This window comes from Microbacterium sp. NPDC090007 (assembly GCF_044748345.1).
Classification (GTDB): domain Bacteria; phylum Actinomycetota; class Actinomycetes; order Actinomycetales; family Microbacteriaceae; genus Microbacterium.
This window is the reverse complement of sequence record NZ_JBIVFV010000004.1, coordinates 15,755-39,980: the sequence shown is the minus strand read 5'-3', so window position 1 is coordinate 39,980 and position 24,226 is coordinate 15,755. Positions and strand designations below refer to the sequence as shown.

Below are 24,226 nucleotides of genomic sequence, written 5' to 3'. Positions count from 1 at the left end.
CCCGCGTCGCGTGCGCCGTCCGGCGCCCGGCGACCGCGCGCGATGTCGGTGGTCCGGGGGAGAATGGATGCCATGGGACGCGGTGACGGAACGGGGCGCCTCGTCTCGCGCCCCGACGCCGATGACACGGGCACCGGAATCCTCCACGTCGACATGGACGCCTTCTTCGCATCCGTCGCCGTGCTCGACGATCCGTCGCTCGCCGGCAAGCCCCTCATCATCGGCGGATCCGAGGGGCGGGGAGTGGTGTCGAGCGCGTCGTACGAGGCCCGTCGCTACGGGGTCAGATCAGCCATGCCCGTGTCGATCGCGCTGCGACTGTGCCCGACCGCGATCGTGGTCAATCCGCCCTACCACCGGTACACCGAGATGTCGCGGCAGGTCATGGCGATCTTCCACGACGTCACGCCGCTGGTCGAGCCGTTGTCGATCGACGAGGCGTTCCTCGACGTGCGCGGCGCCCGGCGGTTGTGGGGGAGCCCCGGCACGATCGCCCGCGACCTGAGGGCCCGGGTGAAGGCGGAGACCGGCCTCACCTGCAGCATCGGGGTCGCCGCGACCAAGCACGTCGCCAAGATGGCGTCCACGATCTCCAAGCCCGACGGGCTGCTCGTCGTGGCCGAGGCCGACACCGAGGCGTTCCTCCGACCGCGTTCGGTGCGCGCGCTGTGGGGAGTGGGCCCCAAGGCCGCCGAAGCGCTCGAGTCCCGCGGCATCCGGCTCATCTCCGACATCCTCGACACCCCGCGACCCGCGCTCGACCGGGTGCTCGGTTCTGCCATGGGCGAGCGCATCTGGCACCTCTCGCGGGGGATCGACGCGCGAGAGGTGCACACCGGGCGCAGCGAGAAGAGCGTCGGACACGAAGAGACGTTCCACGCCGACATCTCCGACACGCGCACACTGCACGTCGAACTGCGTCGCCTCGCCGACCGCGTCGGAGCGCGCCTGCGGACGCAGCAGTACGAGGCGTCGACGATCTCGATCAAGGTGCGCTTTTCCGACTTCACCACGCTCAGCCGCTCGCGCACGCTTCCGGAACCCACATCCGTCGGCCAGCGCATCGGCGACGCGGCGATCGAGCTCTTCGACTCCATCGACCGACGCCAGGCGGTGCGGCTGGTCGGGGTGCGGGGCGAGAAGCTGAAGCCGGCGGCGATGGCCGCCACGCTGTGGGACGACGATGCCGAATGGCGGCGCGTCGAGGGGGCCCTCGACGGGGCGGCGGCGCGATTCGGACGCGGAGCGGTCACCCGCGGGTCGCTGCTCGGACCCTCGCGCGGTGGGGGAGCGCTGCCCACCAACCCTCGACCCTCGTACGACCACTGACACGGCCGGACGCCGCGCGCAACGCCCCTGGGCCGCACCCGGGCGGGCCGGTACGCTCGGGTCCATGCCCAACATCGCACTGGAACTCGGCAAGCAGGCCACGAGCTTCGGAGTCACCTCCGCATACGGCGAGCAGCAGGACGTCGACGGCGTCCGCATCGTCCCCGTCGCCCTCACCTGGGCCGGCTACGGCGGCGGTTCCGACGAGCAGGGCAACGGCGGCGGCGGTGGCGGCGGGTACACGCTCCCGCTCGGCGCCTACATCCGCCGAGGCGACGACCTGCGCTTCGACCCGAATCTCGTGGCGCTGCTCGCGGTCGGCATCCCGTTCGTGTGGGTCGCCGGTCGCGCCCTCAGCCGTGTCATCCGCGCCCTCAAGAAGTAACGCGGACCCGGTCGACGACGCCCTCTCCGCCGCGGTCGCGGCGGTGCGGGCGTGCGTCGAGGCCGTCGGCGCGTCCAACCCCGCGGTGGTCGTGGACGGGCGCAGCGGCGCGGGAAAGACCTCGCTGGCGCGCCGTCTCGTGGCGAGTTGGCCGGGCCCCGGTCGCGTCCAGCTGGTCGCCCTCGACGACGTCTACCCGGGATGGGACGGTCTGACCGCGGGCGTGGAGTACGCGTGCGAGACGATCCTGCGTCCGCATGCCCGAGGGCTGCTCGGCGTGTGGCAGCGGTGGGACTGGGACGCCGATGCCCGCGCGGAGGCGCATGCCGTCGATCCGTCGCTCCCCCTGATCGTCGAGGGGGCGGGGCTGCTCACCCCCGAGGTGGCACGCCTGTGCGACGTGTCCGTCTGGGTCGAGTCGCCCCCGGTATCGCGGCGCACGCGGGCGCTCGACCGCGACGGAGACACCTACCGGCCGCAGTGGGAGCGCTGGGCGCGCCAAGAGGATGCGCACATCGCCGCGCACGACCCGGCATCCGTTGCCCAGGTCGTCGTCCGCGTCCCCTGACCGCCGCGTCGGCGCTCAGTCGCGGTCGAGGGCCGTCATGAGGCCGTCGAGGCGGTAGCCGATCCAGTCGTAGACGCCGAAGCGCGGATCCTCGGGCTGGTGGTCGTCATCGGTGCGGATGCCGAGCCGCTCCGCCAGCACGAGGCGAACGGCCGCGAGGGTCCGCATCCACGCCAGGGCCTCGGTCTCGCCGAGCGCCACGGCGATGGTGGCGTCGGGGTCGCTCTCGGGATCGGGGCCGCCGCCGTCGCTACCGAGCGTGCGCAGGACGGTCTCGGCGTCCTCACCGCGCCGGCCCAGCAGATCGCCGCCGGTGAGGCGCCGGAACTCGCGGCTGGAGGCCGCATCGTCGGGATAGGCGTCGGGGAGCAGGCGCTGGACCGCGGGGTCGCTGTCGGAGCGGGAGTCGACGAGCAGGTCGCGGAACTGGCCCACGATCCCGGCCAGATGCAGCGCCTCGAGTCCGCTGATCTCGAGGACGACGATACGTTCGCTCACGCGGGGTCCCTCCGGACGGTGGCCCAGAGGCCGTAGTCGTGCATGGCCTGCGTGTGCGCCTCCATGACCTCGCGCGGACCGCGGGCGACGACCGCGTGGCCGTCGTGATGGACGGCGAGCATCAGCCGGTGCGCCGTGGCCGCGTCGAATCCGAAGTAGGAGCGGAAGACGTGGGTGACGTAGCTCATGAGGTTGACGGGGTCGTTCCACACGACCGTCTGCCACCCCGACGGAGGCGACGACTGCACCCGGCCCTCCAGATCGAGGTCGAGGTCGGGCGCGGCGGTGCCCGCCATCACGCCCACCCCAGCTCGTGCAGGCGCTCGTCGTCGATGCCGTAGAAGTGCGCGATCTCGTGCACCAGGGTGGTGTGGATCTCGTCACGGAGCTCGCCCTCATCGGCGCAGACCGCCAGGTGCGGCTCGCGGTAGACGATGATGCGGTCGGGCAGCTCCCCGACGCCGCCGTAGCGCTCCCGCTCGGTGAGAGCCCAGCCGTCGTAGAGGCCGAGCAGATCGAGCGAGCCGTCCTCGGGGCGGTCCTCGACGACGAAGACGACGTTGTCGAGGCCGTCGACCATGTCGTCCGGAAGGCGATCCAGCTCGTCGACGACGAGTCGCTCGAACGCGGCGGCATCCAGACCCAGGACCGGGGGCGCGTCGATATCGTCGGTCATGACGGGCCTCCCGGGGTGTTCGGGCCGGTGATGGATCGCGGTGTCGGGGCGCGGCATCCGGTCTGATTCTACGGCGCGCCAGGACGGCCGTCTCGAACGACGAAGGCCCGGTGAGCGGTGCTCTTCCGGGCCTTCGTCGATGCTGGGGTGGCTAACGGGACTTGAACCCGCGGCCCCCGCGACCACAACGCGGTGCTCTACCAACTGAGCTATAGCCACCATGCGTCTTCCGAAGAAGACAACTGAAAGATTATGTCACACGTCGAGGGTGAACGACGACACGGCCGACGCCGACACGGCCTTGGCCTCGTCGCTCGTGGGCCCGGGCTGGGGGACGAACACCGCGGCTCGGTAGTAGGCCAGCTCGCGGATCGATTCGCGGATGTCGGCGAGGGCGCGGTGGCCGCCGTTCTTGGCCGGAGCCTGGAAGTAGGCGCGCGGGTACCAGCGGCGCGAGAGCTCCTTGATGCTCGAGACGTCGACGTTGCGGTAGTGCAGCCACCGGTCGACACGCGGCATGTACTTCGCCAGGAATGCACGGTCGGTGCCGATGGTGTTGCCGGCCAGCGGCGCCCTGCCCTCGACGGGAGCGAAACGCTGGATGTACTCGAGGGTCTGGAACTCGGCATCCGCCAGGCTCACCCCGTTCGGGATCTCGTCGAGCAGTCCCGAGGACCGGTGCATATCGGTGACGAACTCGCCCATGTTCGCGAGGGCCGACGCGTCGGGCTTGATGACGATCTGGAAACCGGGGTCGAGCACGTTCAACTCGAAGTCGGTGACGACGACGGCGATCTCGACCATTTCGTCGACCGCGAGGTCGAGCCCGGTCATCTCGCAGTCGATCCAGACGAGCCGGTCGTTCTCGGAGGCGTTTACCATCCCCACATCCTAGTGATCGCCCGGCTGCGGGGCCCGGTCCCCCAGACACGATTCGAACGTGTGACCGGCGGATTAGAAGGCCGCTGCTCTATCCACTGAGCTACTGGGGGTCCTCCCCAGGATATCCACCGTCGGCTGGGCGCCGCACCAGCCCCTGGCGGCGGTGGGAGCGGGGGCGTAATCTCCGGGCCAACGAGAGCGAAGGAGCACTCATGTCGGAAACGGTGACACGCCGCCTCTGGGTCGCCCACGGACCCGTGGGCGTCGTCGGGAAGATCCAGAAGGATGCCGAGGGCTACAGCGTCCACATGGCGGGCAAGGACGAGCGACTCGGGGTGTACCCCTCGATGGAGATCGCCAAGAACGCCCTGCACGCGCACCTGAAGCCCGGGAGCGATCGCCCGGAGTTCCGGGAGCACTGACCGGGGCCGACGGCTGACGCGGGTCCTACGTCGTTCGGACGGGCGGACCCGCGTACGCGGGGCCGTCGGCGCGGTCTGCGCGCTGTCGAGGCGCGATCCGTGATCGCGATGTCGACGCGCGCCTCACACGCGGGCGACGCGAGGCTTCTGCGTGCCGGGGCGTCGGGAGGCGAGCAGCGGAAGCGCGACGTGGACCAGGGGACCGATGCCGAGGGCGAAGACGACGGTGCCGATGCCGACCGTTCCCCCGAGAAGCCACCCGAGGATGAGCACGCTGCCCTCGACGGTCAGCCGACACGCCCAGATCGGCCAACCGAAGCGGGCGTTGAGGCCGGTCATCAACCCGTCGCGGGGGCCGGGTCCGAAGTGCGCGCCGATGTACAGGCCGCTGCCCACGGCGACCAGCACCACACCCGTCACGAGCATGAGCGCCTGGGCCCAGAACGCCTGGGGATGGGGGAGGACGCCGAGTGCGAGCTGCAGGCTCGTTCCGACCAGCAGAATGTTGGCGACGGTGCCCACCCCCGGTTTCTGACGCAGGGGGATCCACAGCAGGAGCACGCCCAGGCCGATGAGGTTGGTGATCCAGCCGAGGCCGATCCCGCTCACGCGGGAGACGCCCTGCGCGAAGACGGTCCACGGGTCGACGCCGAGGCCGGCGGCGACGGTGACCGCGCAACCGAAGCCGTAGAGCACGAGACCGACCAGGAGACGGGTGACGCGGGAAAGCATGCGTCAATCCCACCACTTAATTGGCTGTATGGCTGGATGCCAATTGTCCTAATGTGGACCCATGGACTCGCGAATCTCCGCCCGGGCCCTCGCCGCGGCCCTCGGTGGATGGCGGGGGAGCGGATCCGCCTACGAGGCTCTGGCCGACGGCATCCGTCTGCTCTGCCTCGACAACCGGCTCGCCCCCTCGACCGCTCTGCCCGCGGAGCGCGAGCTCGCCGCGGCTCTGTCGCTCAGTCGCACCACGGTGGCGGCCGCCTATCGCAGTCTGCGCGAGACGCGTCACATTGAGAGTCTGCGCGGGAGCGGAAGCGTCACCCTGCCGCTGCGGCGCACGGACCCCGGTCGCCACGAGATCGACGACGCCGCGATCGACCTGCAGCAGGCCAGCCCCGCGGCCTGGCCCGGTCTGCCGGCCGTGATCGCCGAGGTCGTGCAGGAGGCCCCGGCGCTCGTGGCGCGGATCGGTTACGACGTGGTGGGCGATGCGGGGCTGCGGTCCGAGATCGCCGCGCACTACCGGGCCCGCGGTCTGCCGACATCGCCCGATCAGGTGCTGGTGACGACGGGCGCGCAGAGTGCGATCCACCTGATCGCATCCGTCCTGCTCGGACGGGCGGATCGAGTGCTGCTCGAGACGCCGACCTACCCGCACGCCGCGGACGCGTTCCGCCGCGTCGGCGCGCGGCTGATCGGTGTGCCGGTGGCGTCGGACACCGGGTGGGATCTGACTCGCGCCGAGCAGAGCTTCGCACGGGCGGTGCCCTCGCTCGCGTACCTGATGCCCGACTTCCACAACCCGACCGGGCGCACGATGACCGCGGCGGAGGTCGAGGCCTTCGTCACGGCCGCCCGCGCGGTGGGGACCCTGCTCGTCTTGGACGAGACCACCGCGCAACTCGACATCGACCGGGCGGGTGGTTCGGCGGCGTTCCCCGACGACGAGCGCGTCATCCGGATCGGATCGCTCGGCAAGACCGTATGGGGCGGGCTGCGCGTCGGGTGGGTGCGTGCCGCCCCCGACATCGTGCGGCGCCTCGCGGCCGGGCGACCGGTGCACGACCTGGGCACGCCCGAGCTGGAGCAAGCCATCGCGATGCGGCTCGTCCCGCGGCTGGATGAGATCGCCCGCCAGCGCGGCGACCTGCTGCGCGCCGGTCGTGACGCCGTCGTCCGGGCGTTGCGCGCCGCCGTGCCCGAGTGGGAGGTTCCGGACGTGTCGGGCGGTGTGTCGCTGTGGGTCGGGCTGGGCGAGCCGTTGAGCACTCCGCTGGTCATGAACGCCCGCGCGCGGGGCGTCGCGCTGTCGGCGGGCTCGCGTTTCGCGGTCGAAGGGGGACACGACCGGCGCCTGCGGGTGCCGTTCACCGCGCCGCCCGCGACGCTCGAGCGCGCGGTCGCGATCCTGCGTGCGGCCTGGGACGACGTGCGCGGCGGGGGGACCGCGGCCGCCCGCGACGACTTCGCCACGGTGGTGTGAGCCGGCCTCAGCGCGCATACCTCAGGCACTCGAGGGCGTCGGAGGACGACCAGAACTCTCCGAGGCGACGGAAGCCGCCGGACGCGGTGTGGAATCGTTCGGCGGCGTAACGCCACCCGCCGTCGGCCGAGATCGCGCGGATATGGCCCACCACGATCCCACGCGGGTCGGCGATGCGCCACAGACCCGCGGCGACGTGCGTCGCCGCGCCCCATCCGAGCGAGCGCGGAGCCGGTGCGGGGTCGTTCCACAGTGCGGTGTGCATGCGACGACCGTACGACCGACCTCCGACATCGACCGCGGCCGCTTCGACCCGGCCTCCTCCCCATGTCGCAGAAGCGGCGAACCGTCCCCCGATCTCGTCCGACGGGCCCGTGCGGCTCGGCGCGGGCGGTCAGTCTGGGCGTGGCTCCGGCATCCGTCGGGCACACGGGTGCCGGAGCACACATCACATCGAGAGGACACACACATGAGCGACCACATCAGCCTCGTGGGCAACATCGTCGGAGAACTCGAACAGCGCTCCACGCGCGGCGGGGGTCCCGTCGCCGCATTCCGTCTCGCCGTGGGCGAGCGCCGATTCGACCGGGAGCGCAGCGAGTGGGTCGACGGGCACACCAGCTTCTACTCCGTCTCGGCCTTCGGCGAGCTCGGCGCCAACGCGCTGCGCTCGTTGCGCAAGGGCGAACGGGTCGTCCTGAACGGGCGGCTGCGGCTGCGCGAATGGGAGAACGAGACCGCGCGCGGCGTGAGCGCCGACGTCGTCGCCGAAGCGATCGGACACGATCTGCGGTGGGGGACGACGCGGTTCACCCGGGCGGCCCGCGCCGGCGACGAGGGGCGCGACCGCTCCGATTCCGAGGCTTCGGACCCCACGGCCGAGCCGACGACCGTCGGGACGGACGGATGGGCCGTACCGGGCGCGCCGGCGGTGTCGTCCGCACGCTCCGCGGGGGACACGGGTGACGACACCGCAGCGGACGGCGAGCACGTCCGACCCGTCGTCGAGGTCGGCGCGGGGACCCCGACCGAGGACGGCCCGTTCTGAGCAGTCCCGTGGGGGCGACCGGCTCCGCGCCGGTCCGGTTCGAGACCGCCCGTCGCGTTTCGTAGACTCGACCCGTGACTCGCGCCATCGGTCGTCCCCTCGCCGTGCTCGCCCTCGCGGCCGTTCTGGGCCTCGCCGGCTGCACGAGCGAGTCGCCGGTCCCGGCACCGTCCGCATCGACGGACCAGCCGGCGCCGGAGGTGCAGTCGCCGAGCGCTGCGGCATCCTCTTCCGCCGGCCCCGCCGCTCCCGCGCTCGTCCCCGACGGCAGCGCTGAGGACAACCTCCCGTTCTTCTCCCAGGTCGTCGCGGGGGTCTGGTCGGGTCCGGACCAGGTGTCCGGCCGGGCCTACGTCGACGCCCTCGCCGCCGCCGGGTTCGACAAGACGGCCATGCAGGTCACCGCCGACTACTCCACGATCGGCAATGCCGCCGAGAGCATCGAGTTCTCGGTGCGCCTGGAGGAGGATTGCCTCGTCGGACAGGTCGGGCCCTCGATCGGCGACCCCGTCACGACGGTGCTGCCCGGGCTGTCGTCGGGCGGCTGCCTGATCGGACAGACCCGACCGATCGACTGGTGACGACCGCGGCCCCTCGTCTCGCGAGCGCCCGGACGGGCGACTGCCGGACGAACGAGGCGGCGTCTTCGCGGGCCCGCACGGCTCGGTTGATAGGATCGACTCGACTTCCGCTCGACCAGCACCCCGCCGCGGCACCGGCGGTGCGTCCCGGTGCGAGACGGCCCGATCCCCGAATCTCGAAGGTGGTACACCTCGGTGGCTGAGTACATCTACTCCATGGTCCGCGCGCGCAAGGCCGTGGGCGACAAGCTGATCCTCGACGACGTCACGATGTCGTTCCTGCCCGGCGCGAAGATCGGCATGGTCGGTCCCAACGGCGCCGGTAAGTCCACGATCCTCAAGATCATGGCCGGACTCGACAACCCCTCCAACGGCGAGGCGCGGCTCAGCCCGGGCTTCACCGTCGGCATCCTGATGCAGGAGCCCGAACTCGACGACAGCAAGACCGTCCTCGAGAACATCCAGGACGGCGTCGCGATCAAGCCCAAGCTCGACCGTTTCAACGAGATCTCGGCCCTGATGGCCGACCCCGACGCCGACTTCGACGCGCTGTTGGCCGAGATGGGCACGTTGCAGGAAGAGATCGACGCCGCCGACGGATGGGATCTCGACTCCCAGCTCGAGCAGGCGATGGACGCCCTGCGCACCCCTCCCGCCGACGCCTCGGTCGTGCCGCTCTCGGGTGGTGAGCGTCGACGCGTCGCCCTGGCCAAGCTGCTGCTGCAGAAGCCCGACCTGCTGCTGCTCGACGAGCCCACCAACCACCTCGACGCCGAGAGCGTGCTCTGGCTCGAGCAGCACCTCAAGGCCTACAAGGGCGCCGTCATCGCCATCACCCACGACCGGTACTTCCTCGACAACGTCGCGGAGTGGATCGCCGAGGTCGACCGCGGCCACCTCTACCCCTACGAGGGCAACTACTCGACCTACCTCGAGAAGAAGGGGCAGCGCCTCGACGTCCAGGGCAAGAAGGACGCCAAGCTGGCCAAGCGCCTGAAGGAAGAGCTCGAGTGGGTCCGCTCGAACGCGAAGGGGCGCCAGGTCAAGTCGAAGGCGCGCCTCGCCCGCTACGAAGAGATGGCGGCCGAGGCCGAGCGCACGCGCAAGTTGGACTTCGACGAGATCCAGATCCCCGCCGGTCCGCGCCTGGGCAGCATCGTCATCGACGCCAAGAAGCTCGAGAAGAGCTTCGGCGATCGCTCGCTGATCAGCAACCTCAGCTTCAACCTGCCCCCGAACGGCATCGTCGGCGTCATCGGCCCCAACGGTGTCGGAAAGACCACGCTGTTCAAGACGATCGTCGGTCTCGAGCCCCTCGACGGTGGCACGCTGAAGATCGGCGAGACCGTCAAGATCAGCTACGTCGACCAGTCGCGCGCGAACATCGATCCCGAGAAGACGCTGTGGGAGGTCGTGTCCGACGGTCTCGACATCATCACGGTCGGCAAGACCGAGATCCCCTCACGCGCCTACGTGTCGAAGTTCGGCTTCAAGGGTCCCGACCAGCAGAAGAAGGCCGGAGTGCTCTCGGGTGGAGAGCGCAACCGCCTCAACCTCGCCCTCACGCTGAAGGAGGGCGGCAACCTGCTGCTCCTCGACGAGCCGACCAACGACCTCGACGTCGAGACGCTGAGCTCGCTCGAGAACGCGCTGCTCGAATTCCCCGGTTGCGCCGTGGTCATCACGCACGACCGGTGGTTCCTCGACCGCATCGCGACGCACATCCTCGCCTACGAGGGAACCGACGAGAACCCCGACCAGTGGCACTGGTTCGAGGGCAACTTCGAGGCCTACGAGGCGAACAAGGTGGAGCGTCTCGGAGCGGATGCCGCCAACCCCGCCCGCTCGACCTACCGCAAGCTCACGCGTGACTGACGCGGACGCGACCATCGGCTCGGGCTCCGCTGCAGCGGAGCCCGAGCGGCTGCACGTTCCCATCCACCTGCGGTGGGGCGACCTCGACGCGCTCGGCCACGTCAACAACACCTCGATGCTCAAGCTGCTCGAAGAGGCGCGCCTCCGGGCGTTCTGGCGGGGAGACCACGACGGCGAGGCCCTGCCGACCGCCGTGTTCGACATGAGCGTCCTCGAGAGCGGCGGCGAACGCGCCACGCTCATCGCCCGGCAAGAGATCGAGTACCTCCGCCCGGTGCCCTACAGCCAGCGTCCGCTCGACGTGCGCATGTGGATCGGCGCGATGGGCGGCTCCAGTGCCGACATCTGCTTCGAGGTGTTCAGCCCCGTCGGCGACGTGGAGCCGACGCTGTACGCGCGAGCGACGGCGGTGGTCGTGCTGGTCGACACCGCGAGCGGCCGCCCGATCCGCTGGAGCGACACCGAGCGCCGCGCCTGGGCCCCCTACGTGGGCGACCCCATCGAGTACCGTCGCCGCACCGCCCGCAGCTGAGCCGTACGCGAGGTGAGCGGCATCCCGTGATCAGTCGCGGGGCAGCCGCACCATGACCTCTTGCGCGACGCTGGCGACCAGAACGCCCGTGCGCGTGTAGATACGACCCGTCGACAGTCCGCGGCCGCCCCGGGCGTTCGGCGACTCCTGGACGTAGAGCAGCCAGTCGTCCACGCGTCCCGGGCGATGCCACCACATCGCGTGGTCCAGGCTCGCGACCTTCAGCCCCGGGGCGTTCCATGCGACGCCGTGGGCGCGCAGGATCGTCTCTTGGATCGTCAGGTCGCTCAGGTAGGCCAGGGCAGCGCGGTGCACGGCCGGGTCGTCGGGGAGAGGACGGCTGACCCGCATCCACACCGCTTGCCGGGGCACGAGCGGCCCCTCGACAGAGGTGTACACCGGCGAGGGCACGTGCAGCACGTCGACCGGACGCTCCGAGAACATCCGCCGGCTGAGCGGGTGCAGACCGTCGGGATCGAACGGCGTCAGTTCTTCGGGCCGAGGAATGCCCTCGGGCATCGGCTCGGCGTGCTCGAAGCCGGGATCGTCGTCCTGGAACGACGCGATCATCGAGAAGATGGGCACCCCACCCTGGAAGGCCTGCGTACGCCGCGTCGAGAACGATCGCCCGTCGTGGATGCGGTCGACCGAGAAGGTGATGCCGTCCGCCGGGTCGCCCGGACGCAGGAAGTACCCGTGCATCGAGTGCACGGTGCGCTCGGGCGGAAGCGTCCGCGACGCCGCGACGATCGACTGCGCGAGCACCTGCCCCCCGTAGACACGGCCGAACGGCATCGGCTGCGACACCCCCGTGAAGATGTCCTCGGTGGTGCGTGCCCCGGCGTCGCGGAGGTCGAGGACCGCGAGCAGCGACGCCACAGGATCGACGGCGTCGGACATGCGGACTCCCGTTCCGGTACGCCGAGCGCGCACCGCTTGCTAGTTTAGAGCGGGTGTCCGCGCGCCTGTTGTTCCCCGATCCGCAGGCGGCAGCCGACCTGCTCACCTTCGCCTCCCGTGCCATCCGGCTCGGCGACGGCGCCGTCCGCCTCCGGGCCGACGCGGGCGTGCTGGTGTCGACCGCCGCCCCCCTCGCCCCGCGGGGTCTGCTCGACACGACGCCGACGGTGCTGGGGCTGCGCGCGTCGGCGATCGATCCCGAGCTCGAGTGCGATCTGGTGGTCGACGCGGCATCCCTCCTTCCCGCGCCGGACGATGCCACCGCAGTGGTCCTGCCGGACGTCGCCTCGCTGCCCGCGTGGGCGGGCATCGCCCCTCCGCGAACCGGATGGGAGCAGACGGATGCCATCGACGCCTCCGTCCTGGCATCCCGAGCCCAGTACGGGGTCGCGGCGGTCGCCGACGCTCTGCCGTCCGACGCGGGGGAGGACGTGGTGCGCGTCATCCGCGCGCAGGTGTGGGGTCAGCCGGACGAGGCCCTGGGCGGGCTGCCGCTGGGAACGGCGTTCGCCGCGTTCGCCCTCGGTTTCATCGCGGGCTCCGAAGAGGCGCCGGTGCGTCGCAGCGGGGCGTGGACGCGGGTGAGCCTGGCCCGGGGGCACGTGCTGGTGCGCGGCCCGGTGCGTTCGGGCCTCACGGCCGTGCGGACGACCGGCGGCTAGTACAGCGCACGCACAGGTGGCCTTTCTACGATGAGGCCAGCAAGGGGAGTACTCCCGAAGCGACGTATCCGTCAGTACGAGTCCACGGTTGGGCTCCGGGTACGCCGGTCCCGCGGGGCGGAGGAGACCTTGACGTCGCGGCCGCGTGCCGCCCGTCGTGAGGTCTCATCATGGTCAACCTGTCCCGTCTCATCTCCCTGGCATCCAAGGCCGTCGACAAGGCGTCGTCGTCGAAGGGCGCGAACCCCTCGGGCGGGGGTCGCGATTGGCGCGACGTCGTCCGCTCCGCCGCCGACGCGGTGACCGGCGACCGTCGCGATGAGACGGCCCCGCCGCGGCACCCCGGTGCGCCGTCGGGCCGGTTCGCCCCGCCCGCCTCCTCGGGCCGGTACACCCCGCCGACCGCCGCCGGCCGGACCCCTGTGTCCGCCGAGGACCGCGCGGCGATCGCCCGCTACGACTACCTGCTGCGCACGGCCGACCCCGACCGAGTCGAGCAGATGCACCGAGAGGCCTTCTCGCGCCTGACTCCGGCGCAGCGTGCGCACGTGAAGGAGCGGATGGATGCCGAGTTCTCGGCGCACGAGCGCCCGCGCTCCGACGCTCCCGACGACCTGGCGCGGACCGCGGCTCGGGCCGAGGCCGCGCGCCCCGGCCGGCTGTCGCAGGTGTTCGCACGAGCCGGCAGGACCGGACTCGTCGGCGCCGGCGTGGTCGGGGCGGGCGGTCTGCTGGCCGCCGTGGCCGGTGGGGCCGTCGTCAGCGCCGTGGCCGGACCGTTGCTGGCCCAGGCCGGTCAGATGGGCGTGGACTTCGCGGGACTCGCCGAGGGAGTGGACCTGGAGGCGATGGCATCCGGTGTCGATCTGGAGTCGCTCGCCTCGGGCGTGGACCTCGGAGCCGCCGGCGAGTGGGCCGGGGGTGCGCAGGACGCGGTGTCGGGCGTCGGCGACCAGGTCAGCGGGTTCGGCGAGCAGTTGTCGAACTTCGACATCCCGGGGTTCGGCGACTTCCTGGGACGTTGAGCTCGGCCGGCCCGGGACGGCTCACTCCGCCGAACGCAGGGGGAGCCCCGTGTCGGGCCGGCCATCCTGCTGCGGGCCGATCCCGCGCGGCTGGAACGTGTTGACCATCGCGTACGCCGCGCGCTCGAGGTAGTCCCACAGGGGCGCCTCGAACGCCGGCGGGAGCGCGATCTCGTCGACGGCGGCCCGCATGTGCGAGAGCCACCGGTCGCGCGCATCGGGATCGACGTGGAAGGGCATGTGCCGCATGCGCAGGCGGGGGTGTCCGCGCGTCTCGCCGTAGATGGTCGGCCCACCCCAGTACTGGGCGAGGAAGAGCGTCAGCCGCTCGGCGGCGGGGCCCAGGTCCTCTTCGGGGTACATGGGCTTGAGCACCTCGTCGGAGGCGACGCCCCGGTAGAACGCGTCGACGAGGCGACGGAAGGTGTCCATGCCGCCGACCTGATCGTAGAAACTCACCGGCTCGCTCATGAGCGGTCCTCCTCGTCGGCGCGGACGGCGGGCGGAGTGGGTTTCGGGGTGTCGGCGCCGGGCAGATCGACCGTGGTGGTGGGGGCCGCGTCCCGCACGGGCTTCTTCTTCACCGGCTCGAGGGGCTCGTCCTCGGGCGACTCGGACGCCGTCGGGGCCGAGGGCTTCGGTCGACGACGCGGTCGCCACACGGGGCGCTCGCCCCCGGCGGGCAGCACCGTCTCTTTCGTCTGCGGGGGGTTGGCCCCCCGGATGCTCTGCGCGCCCTCGGCCCCGGTCAGCACGATCGAGTTGAGGTGCGGCAAGGCGATGCCCAGGTCGTCGATGGCGCGCTTGAGACGGGCGCGCAGCTCGCGGGCCACGTCGTCCTTCGCGCTCGATCGTGTCTTCATGACCAGACGGATGACGATGGCATCTCCGCTGATCGATTCCAGGCCCCAGATCTCGGGCTGTTCGAGGATGCGGGAGCGCCACTTGGTCTCTTTCGCCATCGTCTTGGCGGCCGCGAGCATCGCCTTCTCGACGTCGGCGATGTCGGCGTCGGTGGGCACGGCCAGGTCGATGATGACCCGCGACCACCCCTGCGACATGTTGCCGATGCGTGTGATCTCGCCGTTGCGGACGTACCAGAGCGTGCCGTTGACGTCGCGAACGTGCGTGATGCGCACGCTGACGAACTCCACGATGCCCGTCGCCAATCCCAGATCGACGACGTCGCCGATGCCGATCTGATCCTCGGCGACGATGAAGATGCCGTTCAGGACGTCCTTGACGATGTTCTGGGCGCCGAAGCCCAGGCCGGCGCCGACCGCCGCAGTGAGCAGGGTCAAGGATGCCAGAGCGTCGGGCGCCACGATCGAGGCCACCCAGACGAGGGCGACGATGACGAGCACCACGTTGACGATGTTCTGCAGGATCGTGCCGAGCGTGCGGGTCCTCTGCACCAGACGCACCGCGCTGAGCGGCGAGCGATCGAGCGCCTGGGTGTCGTCGACACGCGCCTTGCTCTTGGCGCCGTTGACGATGCGGTCCACCACGCGGCGGATGATCACGCGCAGGATCCACGCGGCGACGGCGATCCCGACGATCACGCCGAGGACTTTCAGCATGGTGCCGCCGAAACTGAGCAGCTGACCGCCCAGCCACCCGAGGTTGGCGGGGTCGGTCAGGTCGGCGGGAGACGTGATGGTCGGCGACGGGGAGGGTGCGGGGGCTTCGGCGAGGACAGACATCCGTTTCAGACTAACGAGAGGTGCCTCGGCGCCGGCTGAACACCCGCCATCGCCGTAAAGGTCTCCCGACGACGGATGCCCCCTCCCGGGTGGGGAGAGGGCATCCGTCATCGGGACGGGATCACTGCGCGTCGCGCTCCTGCACGGCCAGGGCGCGCTCGACACCGGCGAGGTTCTCGCCGACGAGGCGACGCAGCGCGGGCGCGGCGTCTTTGTTCGCCGACAGCCATGCCCGGGTCGCATCGCGCAGCGCGGTGTTCGCCAGAGCAGCGGGGTAGAGACCGACGATCAGGTAGTTGGCGATCTGGTAGCTGCGCGATTCCCAGATCGGCAGCAGCATCTCGAAGTACGGCTCGACGAAGTCCGCCAGCACGCCGACGGTGGTCGGGTTGGTGAAGCCGGCGGCCGTCGAGCGCACGATCGTGTTCGGGGCGTCGGAGCGCTGGACGAGGGAGTCCCACGCCTGCTGCTTGGTCTCGCGCGAGGGCAGCGACGCCTGGGCCATCGCGGCGAACTCGCCGCCCTTGGCCGTGTTGTCGGCCGCCCGGGCCTCGTCGATGTCGGCGGCGGAGACCACACCGGCCGCGGCGAGCGAGACGAGCAGCTGCCACGACAGGTCGGTGTCGATCTCGAGCCCGTCGAGCGACAGCGACCCGTCGCGCAGGGCCTTGACCGTCTCGGCGTGCGCCGGGGTGGAGGCCGCCGACGCGAACGCGGTGACGAACTGCAGCTGGCTGTCGCTGCCCGCCTCAGCGTGCTGCGCGAGCTCCCACAGGCCGTCGGCCACGCGGGCGCGTGCGGCGTCGCGGGTCGCCGGGGCGACGTACATGTTGGCCGCCTGCTGCAGCTGCGCCAACGTCGTGCGCACGGTCGTCGACTCGGTCTCGGAGCCGATGTTGCGCAGCACGAGGTCGAGGTAGTCCGTGGCCGAGGCCTCGGCATCCCGTGTCTGATCCCAGGCTGCGCCCCAGACGAGCGAGCGCGCGAGGGGGTCGGAGATGTCGCCCAGGTGCGCGATCGCGGTGGCGAGCGAACGCTCGTCGAGGCGGATCTTGGCGTAGGCGAGGTCGTCGTCGTTGAGCAGCACGAGGTCGGGACGACGGATGCCGCGCAGTTCGGCGACCTCGGTGCGGTCACCGTCGACGTCGAGCTCGACGTGATGCACGCGCTCGAGCGCTCCGGCGTCGTTGAGCGAGTAGAAGCCGATACCGAGGCGGTGAGGACGGATTGTGGGGTAGTCGCTGGGTGCGGTCTGCACGATCGCGAAACGCGAGATGGTGCCGTCGGCCCCCTCTTCGATCAGCGGGGTGAGGGTGTTGACCCCCGCGGTCTCGAGCCACTTCTTCGCCCAGTCGCCCAGGTCGCGTCCGCTGGTGGTCTCGAGCTCGGCGAGCAGGTCCCCGACCTCGGTGTTGGACCACTGGTGCTTCTGGAAGTACGCACCCACGCCGGCGAAGAACTGCTCGATGCCGACCCACGCGGCCAGCTGCTTCAGGACCGAGCCGCCCTTGGCGTAGGTGATTCCGTCGAAGTTCACCTGCACGTCTTCGAGGTCGTTGATCTCGGCGACGACCGGGTGGGTCGAGGGCAGTTGGTCTTGGCGGTAGGCCCAGGTCTTCTCCATCGCGTTGAAGGTCGTCCACGCGGCCTCCCACTCGGTGGCCTCGGCGGTGGCGATCGTCGACGCCCACTCCGCGAACGACTCGTTCAGCCAGAGGTCGTTCCACCACTTCATGGTCACCAGGTCGCCGAACCACATGTGCGCGAGCTCGTGCAGGATCGTGACGACGCGGCGCTCCTTGACGGCATCCGTCACCTTCGAGCGGAACACGTAGGTCTCGGTGAACGTCACCGCACCGGCGTTCTCCATCGCGCCCGCGTTGAACTCGGGGACGAAGAGCTGGTCGTACTTGGCGAAGGGATAGGGGAAGCCGAACTTCTCCTCGAAGTACGCGAAGCCCTGGCGGGTCTTGTCGAACACGTAGTCGGCGTCGAGGTGCTGCCACAGGCTCTTGCGGGCGAAGACTCCGAGCGGGATGACGCGGCCGTCGGCGCTCGTGAGCTCGCTGTACGTGGCCTCGTAGGGGCCGGCGACGAGCGCGGTGATGTACGAGGAGATCCGCGGGGTCGCGGGGAAGTCCCAACGGGCGGTGTCGTCGGACACGGGCACCGGCTCGGGGGTGGGGGAGTTGGAGACGACCTTCCATCGCGCGGGCGCGGTGACGGAGAAGGTGAAGGCCGCCTTGAGATCGGGCTGCTCGAAGACGGTGAAGACGCGGCGCGAGTCGGGCACCTCGAACTGGGAGTACAGGTACACCTCGCCGTCGACGGGGTCGACGAAACGGTGCAGGCCCTCGCCGGTGTTCGTGTACTCGCAGTCCGCCTCGACGACGAGCTCGTTCTCGGCCGCGAGGGCGTCGAGCGCGATGCGCGAGTCGGCGAAGACCGCCGACGGGTCGAGAGGGCGACCGTTGAGCGTGACACGGTGCACGTCGCGAGCGATGAGGTCGATGAAGGTGGACGCGCCCTCGGTGGCGGCGAAGGTGACGACCGTGCGCGAGGAGAACACCTCGTCTCCGCGGGTCAGGTCGAGCTGCACGTGGTACTCGTGCGTGTCGACGATCGCGCGGCGCTCCTGCGCCTCGATGCGGGTCAGGTTCTCTCCTGGCACTGGCGTTCTCCCGGGGATGAGGGTGGGATCGTCGCGGATGACGAGCCGGCGTGGATGACGACGGACGTCGTCGGCGACGACGACAACCACATAAGCCTAGTGTCGAGATACCGCCCGTCCAGGCTGTGTGCGCAAGTGGGAAGATGTGTGCGTGAGCACGACCGATACGGACACCAGCCCTGAGACCGTCCTCTACGCCTCGCCCGCGGCGGCGTCCGGACCCAAGTGGGTCGAGACCCCCGTGGCCTACGACGGCATCCTCCTCGCCGGTTTCGGCGGACCGGAGGGACAGGACGACGTCATCCCGTTCCTGCGCAATGTGACGCGCGGACGCGGCATCCCCGACGAGCGCCTCGAAGAGGTCGCCCACCACTACCGTCACTTCGGTGGCGTGAGCCCGATCAACCAGCACAACCGCGAGCTCAAAGCCGCTCTCGAGGCCGAGATCGCCCACCGCGGACTGAACCTCCCCGTCTACTGGGGCAACCGCAACTGGGAGCCCTACCTCGAAGAGGCGGTGACCGAGGCGGCCGAGGCGGGTGACACGACGCTGCTGGCGATCGCGACCAGCGCCTACAGCTCGTTCTCGAGCTGCCGCCAGTACCGCGAGGACTACGCGCGCGTGCTCGAGGCCACGGGCCTGGGCGAGACGGTCACGATCGACAAGGTCCGCCAATTCTTCGACCACCCCGGCTTCGTCTCGACCTTCGTCACGGGGGTGACCGAGGCCGTGTCGTCCTACGTCGCCGACGGCATCGCCCCCGAGAAGATCCGCGTGCTCTTCTCCACCCACTCGATCCCCACGGCCGACGCCGAGCGCTCCGGCCCCCGCGACGTCGACTTCGGAGAGGGTGGCGCGTACGCTGCCCAGCACAAGGCGGTCGCCGCGTTCGTCATGGCCGAGGTCGCCGCCGCCATCGCCGACGTGGAATGGGAGCTCGTCTACCAGTCCCGCTCCGGCCCGCCCACACAGCCGTGGCTCGAGCCCGACGTCAACGACGTCATCGCCGAGCTGCCCGGCCGAGGCGCCGAGGCCGTGGTCATCGTTCCGCTCGGCTTCGTCAGCGACCACATGGAGGTGCTCTGGGACCTCGACACCGAGGCGATGGAAGCCGCCGAAGAAGCCGGGATCAAGGCCGTGCGCACCCCCACTCCCGGCATCGATCCCGCGTACGTGTCGGGCTTGATCGACCTGGTCGAGGAGCGTCTGAAGGGCACCCCCCGGACGGATCGTCCGCACCTGACCGACCTGGGGCCCTGGTACGACGTCTGCCGCCCCGGTTGCTGCGAGAACATCCGCGCCGGCTTCAAGCCCGTCGCCGCAGGTCTGCGCCCCTGACGGCTCCCGACGCCGCCCGCCCCCTCGTGGCGCGGGCGGCGTCGTCGTCGATCAGAGTCCCCAGACGGTGACCTGCCAGTAGCCGCCGAGCACCACGAGGGCGGTGATCACGAGGGTTGGCACGACCGAAGGACGCACCGCTGTCCGTCGGCGCGGTCGGAAACCCCTCGTCAGGAGTTCGGGGCGCAAGATGGCGCGGCCGTCGTCGTCGACACGCAGGGCGGCATCGTCGGGAAGGCTCCCTGTCGGCAGGACTCGCTCCTCGATCACCGCGTCGACTTCGCCGAACATCGCGTCGATGTTGCGCTGATTGGCCCACCCGACCACGGCCCAGACCGCGACCGGAACGCAGGATGCCGCTGCGGTGGCGAGCAGCGCGGAGGCGAACGCGGTCGTCGTGGCGGACGCTGCGGCGAGCACCGAGGCGATCATCATCCTGAGGGCCAGTACCCAGAAGCCGAAACCGAACCAGGACCGGATGCCCAGGCGCACGGCAGGGTGCAGCCCCCGGATGACGGCATCGAGCTCGGCGAGAGTGCGGGCGTCGCAGGGGGCTGTCAGCTCCACCGGCAGCTCGTCGCGCTCGGCGGCCGCGACGGGCAGCGACGGTTCGGTGCTCAGGCTGACGTACGCGTCCGCCTCTCGTCGTGCCCCCACGAGCCGGAGGGCCGCGTAGACCGCGACGCCCGCCAGGGCGAACCACTGCAGGAGGGCAACAGCGGCCACCGCCGCCGTGACGCCGAGCACGGCGCAGGCGAGGATCACCGCGGCATCCATCGCCATCAGCGGCACGGACACGGTCCGCCCGATGAAGGAGAGCATCGCGTCCCTCTCTTCGAGGCGCGAGGCGACCGTCGCCCACCGTGCAGTCGAGAGGGAGGAGGGTTCACTGTTGGTGTCGATCACCGAGGGGCCTTTCTCCGCGGACGGCCGCGAAGAGCGAGACCGTGCCGCCACGTTGTCGACCGCAGCATAGCGAGAAGAGGGCGCCGACGGGGCGTCGTCGTCTTCGCCCGCCGTGTCGGCGGCCCTCAATAGGATTGGCCCCATGCGCATCCACCTCGGCACCGACCACGCCGGTCTCGAATTCTCCACTCAGATCCAGCATCACCTCGCCTCGCAGGGGCACGAGGTCGTCGATCACGGTCCGGCCGAGTACGACCCGCTCGACGACTACCCCGCGTTCTGCATCCGTGCGGCGCAGGCCGTCGTGCGCGATCAAGCCGCTGGTGTCGAGGCGCTCGGCGTCGTGTTCGGCGGCTCGGGCAACGGCGAGCAGATCGCCGCGAACAAGGTGCTCGGCGTCCGCGCGGCACTCGTGTGGAACATCTCCACCGCCGAGCTGGCCCGCGAGCACAACGACGCCAACGTCATCTCGATCGGTGCGCGTCAGCACACGTTCGACGAGGCGGCGGCCTTCATCGACCGCTTCCTCGCCACACCGTTCTCGGGCGAGGAGCGCCACGCGCGCCGGATCGGCCAGCTCGCCGCATTCGAGCAGGACGGCGTCCTGCTCCCCGACCCCCGCGCTGGTCGAGGCGAGAACACGATGACCGACGCCAGCGATTCGTTCGACCCAGAGGCAGGCTGATGCCCGAGGGGCATTCCGTCCACCGCATCGCCCGGCAGTTCGAGCGGAACATCGTGGGCCGCGCAGTCGCGGCATCCAGCCCCCAGGGCCGCTTCGTCGAGGGGGCCGAGGTCATCGACGGGCGCGACGCGGTCGAGGTACGGGCGGTGGCCAAGCAGATGTTCCTGCGCTTCGACGGCGATGTGTGGCTGCGCGTGCACCTGGGCATGTACGGCGCGTGGGACTTCTCGGGCGACGTGTCGGTCGACGCCACCATCGCGTCGTCGAACGGTCGCATGGGGCAGACGAACCAGCGCGGCACCGTCGTCGACGAGGCGATCATGGATGCCGCGGGCGAGAACTCGCTGAGCTCGATCGGCGCGCCTCGGCGCTCCCGGGTGCGCATGTCGGAGCAGACCACCGGGCTCGAGGAGCAGTCCGAGTGGCCGCCGCCGCCGGTGGGCGCGGTGCGCCTGCGTCTGCTGACCGAGACCACCTGCGCGGACCTGCGGGGTCCGACCGCGTGCGTGCTGCAGACACCCGACGAGGTGCAGGCGACGATCGACAAGCTCGGACCCGACCCGCTGGTCGACGATCTCGACGAGGGCGAGGAACGCTTCACCGCCACGGTGAAGAAGAAGCCGACACCCATCGGCCTGCTGCTGATGGACCAGGCGGTCTTGGGCGGGATCGGCAACGTCTACCGCGCCGAGATCCTCTTCCGCGCGCGGCAGAACCCGCATACCCCCGGCCGCGACGTGCCCGAAGAGGTCGTGCGGGGGATGTGGCGCGACTGGGCGAGGCTTCTGCCCATCGGCGTCGAGACCGGGCAGATGATGACGATGGACGACCTCGATCCCGCGGCGTACCGTCGCGCGATGGCGCGCCGCGCCGACCGGCACTGGGTGTACCACCGCGAGGGCCTGCCGTGTCGGGTGTGCGGGACGGCGATCGTGATGGAGGAGGCCGCGGGTCGCAAGCTGTACTGGTGCCCGCGCTGTCAGGCGTGAGGCGCAGGTGCCGGTCCTCGAGCCGGGCCCGGGGCACGCGTGCGTCGTCGTGCGGCGGTCGCCGAGCCTGTCGACGCGATCAGGACCCGCCCGCGTTCTAGGCTGATCCGGTGCGCCAGAACCCCAGCTTCGCGATGACCGATGTGGGTGAGATCCGTCGTCTCATCGACCTGAACCCGTGGGTGACGCTCGTCAGCCACACCGACGACGGCCTCGTCGCCTCGCACTACGCCGTCATGCTCGACGACTCCCGCGATGACCTCACGATCGTCGGACACGTCGGCAAGCCCGACGACGCAATCCTCGGTCTCGGTCAGCGCGAGTTACTCGTCGTGGTGCAGGGCCCCCACGGCTACATCACGCCGCGGTGGTACGGCGACGTGCCGGCCGTGCCGACGTGGAACTTCGTGTCGGCGCATCTGTCCGGCATCCCGGAGCTCCTCTCCGCCGACGACAACCTGCGCGTGCTCGATCGATTGGTCGACCGGTTCGAGGGTCGGGACGAAGACGCGCGGGGTCTGTACACGCTGCCGAACGACACCGCGTTCGTCGAACGTCTCGAGCGCGGGACGGTCGGCTTCCGGCTGACGCCCACCCGCGTCACCGCCAAGCGCAAGCTGAGCCAGAACAGGAGTCCCGAGGTGGTCGAGACGATCATCGCCGGACTCCACCCGCACAATCCCGCCCTCGCCACCGAGATGCGGCGAGCGGCCGACGCGCGGGTGCGCCCGTGATCGGCGAGCACGTCGGATTCGTCCGGGCGGTGCGGGTGGCGGGACCGGGGCGCGAGCTGCTGCCCACCACCGAACCCGTCGACCTGGTCATCGCCGACGGATCCATCGCCGACATCGCCCCCACCGGCAACCTGCGCCCGACGGGTGCGATCCTCGAAGCGGAGGGCGGATGGCTGCTGCCGGGCCTGTGGGACCACCACGTGCACGCACTGCAGTGGGCCCTCGCCGCCGACCGCGTGCCGCTCGGAGAGGTCGCGACCGCGCGCGACGCCGCCCGGATCATGGCCGTGGCACCGGTGAGTGACGGCCGCCGCGTCGGTGTGGGATTCCGCGATGGTCTCTGGCCCGACGAGCCGACTCTCGAGATCCTGGATGCCACGACGGGCGAGGTGCCGACCTACCTCGTGAACGCGGACGTGCACAGCGTGTGGATGAACGCGGCGGCCTTCCGTCGTGAGGGGTTCGTGCCCACGGCATCCGGGATGCTGCTCGAAGAGGACGCGTTCGAGATCTCCCGTCGCTTGAACGCGGTGGCACCGGATGCCGCGGACGCGGCCGTCGAACGCATGGCCCGCGCCGCGGCGTCGCGCGGGGTCGTCGGCCTGGTCGACCTCGACATGACGTGGAACGACGAGCCGTGGCAGCGCCGTGCGGCGCGCGGCTTCGACGCGCTGCGCGTGTCGTACGGCACCTATCCGCAGCACCTCGACCGTGCCATCGCCGAGGGTCTGCGAACGGGGGAACCGGTGCGCGGGGCGCGCGACGGCCTCATCCGCGTGGGGCCGTTGAAGGCGATCACCGACGGCTCGCTCGGAACCCGCACAGCCGCGTGCGGCCACCCCTACCCGGGTGACCCGACCAATCACGGGCTGCTGACCGTCCCTCCCGAGGAGCTCGTCGACATGATGACACGCGCGACCGCAGCGGGACTCGACTGCGCGATCCACGCGATCGGAGACGTCGCCAACAGCCACGCGCTCGATGCGTACGCGCGGACGGGCGCGGTGGGCACGATCGAGCACGCCCAGCTCGTCGCCCACGCGGACATCCCGCGGTTCGCCCGGCTCGGGGTCGCGGCGAGCGTGCAGCCCGAGCATGCCCTGGACGACCGCGACATGACGGATGCCATCTGGGCGGCGCAGTCCGCACAGCCCTACCCCCTGCGGGCCCTGGCCGACAGCGGCGCGAACCTGCGCTTCGGTTCCGACGCACCCGTGGCGCCTCTGGACCCCTGGGCCGCGATGGCATCGGCCGTGTTCCGCACGCGGGACGGGCGCGAGCCGTGGCAACCGCACCAGCGGGTCGACATCGACACCGCCATCGCGGCCTCCACCTCCGGTGGGTCGACCGCCGCGGCCGAGATCGCGCCGGGCGCGGTGGCCGACCTCGTCATCGTCGGTGTCGATCCGCGGACCGCCGACGAGCGGGCGCTGAGGTCCATGCCCGTGCGGGCGACGCTGCTCGCGGGCCGGGTGACGCACGGGGCCTGATCGCTGCCGCTCCTGCCGGCGTGACCCGCCACAACCTGTCGCCTCCCCGCACGC

Annotated in this window: 27 protein-coding genes and 2 tRNA genes; 16 read left to right on the top strand and 13 right to left on the bottom strand. The window is 70.8% G+C overall.

Translation table 11 applies throughout. From position 1 onward, the window contains the following. The first annotated feature begins 72 nt into the window (after window positions 1-72). From ACIPVB_RS13280 to ACIPVB_RS13270, 3 genes are all read left to right on the top strand, one after another. Entirely contained in the window at window positions 73-1,329 is a 1,257-nt protein-coding gene (locus ACIPVB_RS13280) for a DNA polymerase IV (protein ID WP_400369513.1), read from the top strand. A 64-nt stretch (window positions 1,330-1,393) separates the two neighbouring features. After that, a complete protein-coding gene (locus tag ACIPVB_RS13275) occupies window positions 1,394-1,714 on the top strand; it encodes a hypothetical protein (protein WP_108318698.1) in 321 nt (106 codons plus the stop codon). Further along, the gene (locus ACIPVB_RS13270) at window positions 1,689-2,282 is read left to right on the top strand and encodes a hypothetical protein (protein WP_400369512.1); all 594 of its coding nucleotides are present in this window, start codon (window positions 1,689-1,691) and stop codon (window positions 2,280-2,282) included. The genes ACIPVB_RS13275 and ACIPVB_RS13270 overlap by 26 nt, the downstream gene beginning before the upstream one ends. Window positions 2,283-2,297: 15 nt before the next feature. On the opposite strand, the gene ACIPVB_RS13265 is transcribed toward ACIPVB_RS13270, so the two are convergent. The 6 genes from ACIPVB_RS13265 to ACIPVB_RS13240 all read right to left on the bottom strand — a co-directional run bounded on the left by ACIPVB_RS13265 (window position 2,298) and on the right by ACIPVB_RS13240 (window position 4,448). Then, a complete protein-coding gene (locus ACIPVB_RS13265) occupies window positions 2,298-2,780 on the bottom strand; it encodes a DUF2017 family protein (protein WP_400369511.1) in 483 nt (160 codons plus the stop codon). Further along, window positions 2,777-3,076, bottom strand: a complete 300-nt coding sequence (gene clpS, locus ACIPVB_RS13260; RefSeq protein ID WP_400369510.1) for an ATP-dependent Clp protease adapter ClpS — start codon at window positions 3,074-3,076, stop codon at window positions 2,777-2,779. Before clpS ends, ACIPVB_RS13265 begins: the two co-directional genes overlap by 4 nt. Beyond that, window positions 3,076-3,456 (bottom strand): metallopeptidase family protein, encoded by a 381-nt coding sequence (locus ACIPVB_RS13255; RefSeq protein ID WP_400369509.1) that lies wholly within the window; start codon window positions 3,454-3,456, stop codon window positions 3,076-3,078. The genes clpS and ACIPVB_RS13255 overlap by 1 nt, the downstream gene beginning before the upstream one ends. 143 nt (window positions 3,457-3,599) lie before the next feature. Further along, a tRNA-His gene (locus ACIPVB_RS13250) sits at window positions 3,600-3,675 on the bottom strand. A 36-nt stretch (window positions 3,676-3,711) separates the two neighbouring features. Next, complete coding sequence (orn, locus tag ACIPVB_RS13245; protein WP_400369508.1) at window positions 3,712-4,338, bottom strand: oligoribonuclease; 627 nt, start codon at window positions 4,336-4,338, stop codon at window positions 3,712-3,714. A gap of 37 nt (window positions 4,339-4,375) precedes the next feature. Then, a tRNA-Arg gene (locus tag ACIPVB_RS13240) sits at window positions 4,376-4,448 on the bottom strand. Between the two features lie 102 nt (window positions 4,449-4,550). On the opposite strand from ACIPVB_RS13240, the gene ACIPVB_RS13235 reads away from it, so the two are divergent. After that, window positions 4,551-4,760 carry a methyltransferase gene (locus tag ACIPVB_RS13235; RefSeq protein ID WP_400369507.1) on the top strand — a complete coding sequence of 70 codons (210 nt, stop codon included), beginning with the start codon at window positions 4,551-4,553 and terminating at the stop codon, window positions 4,758-4,760. 123 nt (window positions 4,761-4,883) lie between these two features. Here ACIPVB_RS13235 and ACIPVB_RS13230 read toward each other — a convergent pair whose 3' ends face one another. Beyond that, window positions 4,884-5,492, bottom strand: a complete 609-nt coding sequence (locus tag ACIPVB_RS13230; protein ID WP_400369506.1) for a YitT family protein — start codon at window positions 5,490-5,492, stop codon at window positions 4,884-4,886. 61 nt (window positions 5,493-5,553) lie between these two features. On the opposite strand from ACIPVB_RS13230, the gene ACIPVB_RS13225 reads away from it, so the two are divergent. Beyond that, window positions 5,554-6,972, top strand: a complete 1,419-nt coding sequence (locus tag ACIPVB_RS13225) for a PLP-dependent aminotransferase family protein (RefSeq protein WP_400369505.1) — start codon at window positions 5,554-5,556, stop codon at window positions 6,970-6,972. 7 nt (window positions 6,973-6,979) lie between these two features. Here the strand turns inward: ACIPVB_RS13225 and ACIPVB_RS13220 are convergent, their stop codons facing one another. Continuing rightward, window positions 6,980-7,237 (bottom strand): hypothetical protein, encoded by a 258-nt coding sequence (locus ACIPVB_RS13220; RefSeq protein WP_400369504.1) that lies wholly within the window; start codon window positions 7,235-7,237, stop codon window positions 6,980-6,982. A 204-nt stretch (window positions 7,238-7,441) separates the two neighbouring features. Between ACIPVB_RS13220 and ACIPVB_RS13215 the strand changes: the two genes are divergently transcribed. The 4 genes from ACIPVB_RS13215 to ACIPVB_RS13200 all read left to right on the top strand — a co-directional run bounded on the left by ACIPVB_RS13215 (window position 7,442) and on the right by ACIPVB_RS13200 (window position 11,008). Then, window positions 7,442-8,020 (top strand): single-stranded DNA-binding protein, encoded by a 579-nt coding sequence (locus ACIPVB_RS13215; RefSeq protein WP_400369503.1) that lies wholly within the window; start codon window positions 7,442-7,444, stop codon window positions 8,018-8,020. Between the two features lie 74 nt (window positions 8,021-8,094). Next, complete coding sequence (locus tag ACIPVB_RS13210) at window positions 8,095-8,601, top strand: DUF6993 domain-containing protein (RefSeq protein WP_400369502.1); 507 nt, start codon at window positions 8,095-8,097, stop codon at window positions 8,599-8,601. Window positions 8,602-8,796: 195 nt separating this feature from the next. Continuing rightward, on the top strand, window positions 8,797-10,476 hold the full coding sequence (ettA, locus tag ACIPVB_RS13205) for an energy-dependent translational throttle protein EttA (protein WP_400369501.1): 1,680 nt from the start codon (window positions 8,797-8,799) through the stop codon (window positions 10,474-10,476). Continuing rightward, window positions 10,469-11,008, top strand: coding sequence for an acyl-CoA thioesterase (locus ACIPVB_RS13200; RefSeq protein WP_400369500.1), 540 nt, complete (start codon window positions 10,469-10,471; stop codon window positions 11,006-11,008). Before ettA ends, ACIPVB_RS13200 begins: the two co-directional genes overlap by 8 nt. Window positions 11,009-11,038: 30 nt before the next feature. Here ACIPVB_RS13200 and ACIPVB_RS13195 read toward each other — a convergent pair whose 3' ends face one another. Then, window positions 11,039-11,908, bottom strand: a complete 870-nt coding sequence (locus tag ACIPVB_RS13195; RefSeq protein WP_400369499.1) for an acyl-CoA thioesterase — start codon at window positions 11,906-11,908, stop codon at window positions 11,039-11,041. A 53-nt stretch (window positions 11,909-11,961) separates the two neighbouring features. On the opposite strand from ACIPVB_RS13195, the gene ACIPVB_RS13190 reads away from it, so the two are divergent. Both ACIPVB_RS13190 and ACIPVB_RS13185 read left to right on the top strand, forming a co-directional pair. Next, on the top strand, window positions 11,962-12,630 hold the full coding sequence (locus ACIPVB_RS13190; protein ID WP_400369498.1) for a hypothetical protein: 669 nt from the start codon (window positions 11,962-11,964) through the stop codon (window positions 12,628-12,630). A 170-nt stretch (window positions 12,631-12,800) separates the two neighbouring features. Continuing rightward, on the top strand, window positions 12,801-13,655 hold the full coding sequence (locus tag ACIPVB_RS13185; RefSeq protein ID WP_400369497.1) for a cation-transporting ATPase: 855 nt from the start codon (window positions 12,801-12,803) through the stop codon (window positions 13,653-13,655). 21 nt (window positions 13,656-13,676) lie between these two features. On the opposite strand, the gene ACIPVB_RS13180 is transcribed toward ACIPVB_RS13185, so the two are convergent. From ACIPVB_RS13180 to pepN, 3 genes are all read right to left on the bottom strand, one after another. Then, window positions 13,677-14,126 carry a globin gene (locus ACIPVB_RS13180; RefSeq protein WP_400369496.1) on the bottom strand — a complete coding sequence of 150 codons (450 nt, stop codon included), beginning with the start codon at window positions 14,124-14,126 and terminating at the stop codon, window positions 13,677-13,679. Further along, window positions 14,123-15,358 (bottom strand): mechanosensitive ion channel family protein, encoded by a 1,236-nt coding sequence (locus ACIPVB_RS13175; RefSeq protein WP_400369495.1) that lies wholly within the window; start codon window positions 15,356-15,358, stop codon window positions 14,123-14,125. Before ACIPVB_RS13175 ends, ACIPVB_RS13180 begins: the two co-directional genes overlap by 4 nt. A gap of 121 nt (window positions 15,359-15,479) precedes the next feature. Continuing rightward, on the bottom strand, window positions 15,480-18,029 hold the full coding sequence (pepN, locus tag ACIPVB_RS13170) for an aminopeptidase N (protein WP_400369494.1): 2,550 nt from the start codon (window positions 18,027-18,029) through the stop codon (window positions 15,480-15,482). A gap of 151 nt (window positions 18,030-18,180) precedes the next feature. On the opposite strand from pepN, the gene ACIPVB_RS13165 reads away from it, so the two are divergent. After that, on the top strand, window positions 18,181-19,368 hold the full coding sequence (locus ACIPVB_RS13165; RefSeq protein ID WP_400369492.1) for a ferrochelatase: 1,188 nt from the start codon (window positions 18,181-18,183) through the stop codon (window positions 19,366-19,368). A gap of 51 nt (window positions 19,369-19,419) precedes the next feature. Here ACIPVB_RS13165 and ACIPVB_RS13160 read toward each other — a convergent pair whose 3' ends face one another. Beyond that, window positions 19,420-20,190 (bottom strand): hypothetical protein, encoded by a 771-nt coding sequence (locus ACIPVB_RS13160; protein WP_400369490.1) that lies wholly within the window; start codon window positions 20,188-20,190, stop codon window positions 19,420-19,422. Between the two features lie 226 nt (window positions 20,191-20,416). Here ACIPVB_RS13160 and ACIPVB_RS13155 point away from each other — a divergent pair, with 226 nt between their 5' ends. From ACIPVB_RS13155 to ACIPVB_RS13140, 4 genes are all read left to right on the top strand, one after another. Continuing rightward, complete coding sequence (locus ACIPVB_RS13155; protein WP_400369489.1) at window positions 20,417-20,959, top strand: ribose-5-phosphate isomerase; 543 nt, start codon at window positions 20,417-20,419, stop codon at window positions 20,957-20,959. Next, a complete protein-coding gene (locus tag ACIPVB_RS13150) occupies window positions 20,959-21,948 on the top strand; it encodes an Fpg/Nei family DNA glycosylase (protein ID WP_400369488.1) in 990 nt (329 codons plus the stop codon). Before ACIPVB_RS13155 ends, ACIPVB_RS13150 begins: the two co-directional genes overlap by 1 nt. Before the next feature lie 110 nt (window positions 21,949-22,058). After that, complete coding sequence (locus ACIPVB_RS13145; protein WP_400369486.1) at window positions 22,059-22,682, top strand: FMN-binding negative transcriptional regulator; 624 nt, start codon at window positions 22,059-22,061, stop codon at window positions 22,680-22,682. Next, window positions 22,679-24,172, top strand: coding sequence for an amidohydrolase (locus ACIPVB_RS13140; protein WP_400369484.1), 1,494 nt, complete (start codon window positions 22,679-22,681; stop codon window positions 24,170-24,172). Before ACIPVB_RS13145 ends, ACIPVB_RS13140 begins: the two co-directional genes overlap by 4 nt. Window positions 24,173-24,226 lie beyond the last annotated feature (54 nt).

Bases quoted from the DNA above. Each gene is read 5' to 3' on its own strand.
- clpS (WP_400369510.1), bottom strand. From the start codon at position 3,076: ATGGCGGGCACCGCCGCGCCCGACCTCGACCTCGATCTGGAGGGCCGG.
- ACIPVB_RS13275 (WP_108318698.1), top strand. From the start codon at position 1,394: ATGCCCAACATCGCACTGGAACTCGGCAAGCAGGCCACGAGCTTCGGA.
- ACIPVB_RS13155 (WP_400369489.1), top strand. From the start codon at position 20,417: ATGCGCATCCACCTCGGCACCGACCACGCCGGTCTCGAATTCTCCACT.
- ACIPVB_RS13175 (WP_400369495.1), bottom strand. From the start codon at position 15,358: ATGTCTGTCCTCGCCGAAGCCCCCGCACCCTCCCCGTCGCCGACCATC.
- ACIPVB_RS13235 (WP_400369507.1), top strand. From the start codon at position 4,551: ATGTCGGAAACGGTGACACGCCGCCTCTGGGTCGCCCACGGACCCGTG.
- ACIPVB_RS13195 (WP_400369499.1), bottom strand. From the start codon at position 11,908: ATGTCCGACGCCGTCGATCCTGTGGCGTCGCTGCTCGCGGTCCTCGAC.
- ACIPVB_RS13220 (WP_400369504.1), bottom strand. From the start codon at position 7,237: ATGCACACCGCACTGTGGAACGACCCCGCACCGGCTCCGCGCTCGCTC.
- ACIPVB_RS13255 (WP_400369509.1), bottom strand. From the start codon at position 3,456: ATGACCGACGATATCGACGCGCCCCCGGTCCTGGGTCTGGATGCCGCC.
- ACIPVB_RS13230 (WP_400369506.1), bottom strand. From the start codon at position 5,492: ATGCTTTCCCGCGTCACCCGTCTCCTGGTCGGTCTCGTGCTCTACGGC.
- ACIPVB_RS13160 (WP_400369490.1), bottom strand. From the start codon at position 20,190: ATGCTCTCCTTCATCGGGCGGACCGTGTCCGTGCCGCTGATGGCGATG.
- ACIPVB_RS13150 (WP_400369488.1), top strand. From the start codon at position 20,959: ATGCCCGAGGGGCATTCCGTCCACCGCATCGCCCGGCAGTTCGAGCGG.
- ACIPVB_RS13225 (WP_400369505.1), top strand. From the start codon at position 5,554: ATGGACTCGCGAATCTCCGCCCGGGCCCTCGCCGCGGCCCTCGGTGGA.
- orn (WP_400369508.1), bottom strand. From the start codon at position 4,338: ATGGTAAACGCCTCCGAGAACGACCGGCTCGTCTGGATCGACTGCGAG.
- ACIPVB_RS13215 (WP_400369503.1), top strand. From the start codon at position 7,442: ATGAGCGACCACATCAGCCTCGTGGGCAACATCGTCGGAGAACTCGAA.
- ACIPVB_RS13180 (WP_400369496.1), bottom strand. From the start codon at position 14,126: ATGAGCGAGCCGGTGAGTTTCTACGATCAGGTCGGCGGCATGGACACC.
- ACIPVB_RS13185 (WP_400369497.1), top strand. From the start codon at position 12,801: ATGGTCAACCTGTCCCGTCTCATCTCCCTGGCATCCAAGGCCGTCGAC.
- ACIPVB_RS13280 (WP_400369513.1), top strand. From the start codon at position 73: ATGGGACGCGGTGACGGAACGGGGCGCCTCGTCTCGCGCCCCGACGCC.